The organism is Actinoplanes sp. NPDC048791 (assembly GCF_040650095.1).
Classification (GTDB): Bacteria; Actinomycetota; Actinomycetes; order Mycobacteriales; family Micromonosporaceae; genus Actinoplanes.
In genome coordinates, this window is record NZ_JBEZGQ010000647.1 from 1 (window position 1) to 4,924 (window position 4,924).

General features: G+C 70.2%; 4 protein-coding genes and 2 pseudogenes. 5 read left to right on the top strand and 1 reads right to left on the bottom strand.

Going from position 1 to position 4,924, the window contains the following annotated elements; all coding sequences use genetic code 11:
* From AB0C29_RS33535 to AB0C29_RS33550, 4 genes and pseudogenes are all read left to right on the top strand, one after another.
* Positions 1-333, top strand: a pseudogene (locus AB0C29_RS33535) (maltokinase); the annotation flags it as partial.
* Positions 334-444: 111 nt separating this feature from the next.
* Positions 445-2,553, top strand: coding sequence for a 1,4-alpha-glucan branching protein GlgB (glgB, locus tag AB0C29_RS33540; protein WP_360828832.1), 2,109 nt, complete (start codon positions 445-447; stop codon positions 2,551-2,553).
* A gap of 87 nt (positions 2,554-2,640) precedes the next feature.
* Positions 2,641-3,057: a VOC family protein gene (locus AB0C29_RS33545; protein WP_360828823.1), complete on the top strand. Its 417-nt coding sequence runs from the start codon at positions 2,641-2,643 to the stop codon at positions 3,055-3,057.
* A complete protein-coding gene (locus AB0C29_RS33550) occupies positions 3,057-3,410 on the top strand; it encodes an MmcQ/YjbR family DNA-binding protein (RefSeq protein ID WP_360828826.1) in 354 nt (117 codons plus the stop codon). The genes AB0C29_RS33545 and AB0C29_RS33550 overlap by 1 nt, the downstream gene beginning before the upstream one ends.
* Here the strand turns inward: AB0C29_RS33550 and AB0C29_RS33555 are convergent.
* Complete coding sequence (locus tag AB0C29_RS33555; RefSeq protein ID WP_360828829.1) at positions 3,362-3,910, bottom strand: GNAT family protein; 549 nt, start codon at positions 3,908-3,910, stop codon at positions 3,362-3,364. The two genes, AB0C29_RS33550 and AB0C29_RS33555, sit on opposite strands and share 49 nt — an antisense overlap.
* 36 nt (positions 3,911-3,946) lie before the next feature.
* On the opposite strand from AB0C29_RS33555, the pseudogene AB0C29_RS33560 reads away from it, so the two are divergent.
* Positions 3,947-4,626: pseudogene (locus AB0C29_RS33560) on the top strand (uridylate kinase).
* The last annotated feature ends 298 nt before the right edge of the window (positions 4,627-4,924 follow it).

The following is a 4,924-nucleotide window of genomic DNA, read 5'->3' on the forward strand; positions in this document are numbered from 1 at the left end:
GGCCAGCCGCTCGACGAGCGGCGGCTGCCCGACTCGCCGCTGCGCGACATCGCCGGGGTGCTGCGCAGCTACGAGTACGCCGCCTACCAGCTGCTGGTGGACCAGGACGACAATGAGCACCTGGCCGCCCGGGCCCGCGAATGGGTCGACCGCAACCGCACCGCCTTCTGCGACGGGTACGCGGCCGCCTCCGGCCACGACCCGCGGGAGCAGGGTGCGCTGCTGGCGGCGTACGAGCTCGACAAGGCGGTCTACGAGGCCGCGTACGAATCCCGGCACCGGCCCGGCTGGCTGCGCATCCCGCTGCGGTCGATCGCGCGGCTCGCCGGCTGATGACCCCGTCCGACCGCCCCGCCACCGCCCTTGACCGGACTTGAGACGACTCCCCGAGGAGTACCGATGCAGACCACCCCGTCGCCGTCCCTGGCCGGCGATCAGCGCGCGATGAACGCCGTGATGGCCGGCGACACGCACGATCCGCACAGCCTGCTCGGCACGCACCCCAGCGGCGACCACACGGTGATCCGCACGCTGCGCAAGGGCGCCAAGGAGGTCACCCTCGTCGTCGGTGACGAACGCGTCCCGATGACGGCGGTGCACCCCGACGGCATCTTCGCCGCCTCGGTGCCCGGCACGGTGCTCGACTACCGGATCGACGTCGAGGGCACCGTCTGCGACGACCCGTACCGGCATCTGCCCTCCCTCGGTGAGCTCGACCTGCACCTGATCGGTGAGGGCCGGCACGAGAAGCTCTGGAAAGTGCTCGGCGCCCAGGCCAAGGGCGAGGGCGTCGCCTTCGCCGTGTGGGCGCCCAGCGCCCGCGGCGTGCAGCTGATCGGCGACTTCGCCGGCTGGGGCCCGTTCGACGGCCTGCCGATGCGTTCGCTGGGCAGCAGCGGCGTCTGGGAGCTGTACGTGCCCGGCGCCTCCTCCGGCACCAAGTACAAGTTCAAGATCCTCGGCCGCGACGGCGTCTGGCGCGAGAAGGCCGACCCGCTGGCGCAGCACACCGAGGTGCCCCCGCGCACGGCGTCGGTCGTCTACGAGTCCTCGTACGAGTGGCAGGACGCCGACTGGATGGCCCAGCGCGCGACCAAGCAGTGGCACCAGGAGCCGATGAGCGCGTACGAGGTGCACCTCGGCTCGTGGCGGCCCGGCCTGTCCTACACCGAGCTGGCCGAGCAGCTGGTCGACTATGTGGTGGAGACCGGCTTCACCCACGTCGAGCTGATGCCCGTGATGGAGCACCCGTTCGGCGGCTCGTGGGGCTACCAGGTCACCGGCTACTTCGCGCCGACCTCCCGCTTCGGCTCCCCCGACGAGTTCCGCTACCTGGTCGACAAGCTGCACCAGGCCGGCATCGGCGTCATCCTCGACTGGGTGCCCGCCCACTTCCCCAAGGACGAATGGGCGCTGGCCCGCTTCGACGGCACCCCGCTCTACGAGCACGGCGACTGGCGGCGCGGCGAGCACCCGGACTGGGGCACGTACGTCTTCGACTTCGGCCGGCGCGAGGTCCGCAACTTCCTGGTCGCCAACGCCAACTACTGGTGCGAGGAGTTCCACGCCGACGGCCTGCGGGTCGACGCGGTCGCCTCGATGCTCTACCTGGACTACTCGCGCAAGGACGGCGAGTGGACCCCGAACCAGTACGGCGGCCGGGAGAACCTCGACGCGATCAGCTTCCTGCAGGAGATGAACGCGACCGTCTACCGCAACAACCCCGGCGTGGTCACCATCGCCGAGGAGTCGACGGCGTGGCCGGGCGTCACCCGCCCCACCCACCTCGGCGGGCTGGGCTTCGGCTTCAAATGGAACATGGGCTGGATGAACGACACCCTCTCGTACATGGAGAAGGAGCCGATCTACCGGCAGTGGCACCACCACCAGATGACCTTCGCCACGGTCTACGCCTGGAGCGAGAACTACATCCTGCCGATCAGCCACGACGAGGTCGTGCACGGCAAGGGCTCGCTCACCGGCAAGATGCCCGGCGACCAGTGGCAGCAGCTGGCCAACACCCGGGCGCTGCTGGGCTTCATGTGGGCCTTCACCGGCAAGCAGCTGATCTTCATGGGCGCCGAGATGGGCGACCAGCGCGAGTGGAGCGAGGAACGCGGCCTCGACTGGGACCTGCTCGCCGACGAGAGCCGCGGCGGCGGCATCCACAAGCTGGTCAAGGACCTGAACAAGGCGTACCGGGACATCCCGGCGCTGTGGACGCAGGACACCACGGCGAGCGGCTTCCGCTGGATCACCAGCGAGGACTCGCAGCACAACACGTTCTCGTTCCTGCGCCTGGCCCCGAACGGCGACACGCTGGCCTGCGTGGTCAACTTCGCCGCGGTCCCGCACGACAACTACCGCATCGGCCTGCCCCGGGCCGGCGTCTGGCGCGAGGTCGTCAACACCGACAGCACCCTGTACGGCGGCTCCGGCGTGGGCAACCTCGGCGAGGTGCACGCGGAGGAGATGCCGTGGCACGGGCTGAACGCGTCCGCGTCGCTGCGCGTGCCACCGCTGGGCGCGGTCTGGCTGCACCTCGAGGGCTGAGCCGCTCTTTGCGGGGAGGCGGCCGAAACTGTCGGTGGCCGGGTCTAAGGTGCGAGAAGTTGTTCATTCTCGGCGAAGGAGCCGGCCATGGCAGTGCGTCTCAATCCGTACATCGCGTTCACCGACGGCAAGGCCCGCGCCGCGATGGAGTTCTACCACTCCGTCCTCGGCGGCACGCTCAACGTCAACACCTTCGGTGAGTTCGGCGCCGACGACCCGACGCTGGCCGACAAGGTCATGCACGCCACGCTGGTCACCGACACCGGCATGGTCCTGATGGGCGCCGACGCACCGCCCGGTCTGGAACACGTGCCGGGCAACGACATCGCGATCAGCCTCAGCGGCGACGAGGCCGACGTGATGCGCGAGTGGTGGGCCAAGCTGGCCGACGGCGGCGCGGTCAGCACCCCGCTGGAGAAGCAGATGTGGGGCGACGAGTTCGGCACCTGCACGGACCGCTTCGGCGTGGAATGGATGGTCAACATCGCCGCGCCCCAGTCCTGATGCTCGAGGAGCTTCGCCGCATCTGCATGGCTCTCCCCGAGATCACCGAGCGGCCCAGCCATGGGGCGCCCACGTGGTTCGTGCGCGACCGGCGGACCTTCGTGACCCTGTGGGAGCACGGCCATCATGACAACCAGTTCCCGCACCTGTGGTGTGCGGCGCCGCCCGGAGCCCAGCAGGAGCTGATCGCCGCGGCTCCGGAGCGCTTCTTCCGCCCGCCGTACGTGGGGCACCGCGGCTGGCTCGGCGTCCGCCTGGACGGCGACGTCGACTGGGCCGAGATAGCCGAGCTGTGCCAGGACGCCTACGAAACCGTCGCGACGCCGAAGAAGTCAGCTTCCAGGAGGCCGTAAAGGAGGTCGTCCGTCCACTCGCCCTTGCTCCAGGTGTGCTGCCGCAACAGTCCTTCGCGCTGGAAGCCGGTCCGCTCCAGCAACCGGTACGAAGCGACGTTGCGGGCGTCGCACTCGGCCGACACCTTGTGCAGCCCTTTGACCCGGAACAGATGGTCCAGCACGGCCCGGACGGCCTCGGTGGCGTAGCCGTGCCCCTGCCGGGCGGGCGCCAGGCTGTAGCCGAGCTGGGCCTGCATCCGGTTGTCGTGCAGATTGACGGCGACGTCACCGATGTGCGCCCGCTCGGCGGTGAGCTCCACGGCGTACTGGAACCACCCCGGCTGATCGGGATCCGCGGCGGCCATGGACTCGATGGCGTAGCGGGCCTTCTCCACGGGGTACGGCGAATTCCAGGACTGGTAGCGCGCGACCTCGGGATCCGTCCGGTAGGCGGCCAGGGTCTCGGCGTCGGCTGGGCGGAAGCGGCGGAGCACCAGCCGTTCGGTCGTGAGGAGCACGGGTTCGAGCGTACGCAGGGATCGGGAGGACGGGACATGGACCTGGGCGACCGCGACGCGCTGCTCCGCCACCTGGCCGAGGCAGTCGGGTCGGTCTCCGTCACCCACCCGACCCGGGTTGCCATCGACGGGCCGCCACCGGCAAGACCACCCTCGCCGATGAGCTGGCCGGGGTCCTGCGGGAACAGGGCCGTGAGGTCGTCCGCGCGACGATCGACGATTTCCTGCTCCCTCGGGCCCAGCGCTACCGACGCGGTGAGTTCTCCGCCGAAGGCTGTTACTTCGACACCCACGACTACGAAGCCCTGAACCGGGTTCTGCTCGACCCGCTCGGCCCGGCCGGAGACCGACGCTTCCAGCCCGGGGTCTACGACCACCCGACGGATGCTGTGCTGTCACCACCGGCCACAACCGCCCCCGCCGACGCCGTACTGATCTTCGACGGCGTCTTCCTCCTGCGCCCGGAACTGATCGGTCAGTGGGACGTGCGCATCTTCGTGTCGACCGCGCTCGAGAAGACCGTGCACCGCGCGGTGATCCGAGAGGGCCGGGTGTCATCCCAGGCCGACGTCGAACGGCGCTGGCGCGAGCGCTACATCCCGTCGCAGCAGCTCTACTTCGCGACGGCCCGGCCGACCGAGCTGGCCGACATCATCGTGCACAACGACGAGCCCCGGCAGCCGGTCTGGGCGACCCGAACTCGTGGGGGACTCTGACGCGGGATCCTGCCGAGCGGCGGCCAGCCCGTCGTACTCTTGCGCGCACGACAGCGCCGGCGGCCAGGCCGGCTGATCATGTGCCGGCGCTCACCCGCATGCCGAACGCCGCCGGCCGGCCCTCGGCGGCGAGCTCACGGCGATTGATCAACGGGCGAACCGCCATGGGGTCGGAACTCACGAGCCGCTGGTGTTGATGGTCGCGGGCCGTTGAGGCGGCCGCCGGGATTGACGGGGCCGGACCGGCCACGCGAAATGGCCAGGGCCAGGGCCAGGGCCAGGGCCAGGGGCTGGGGCC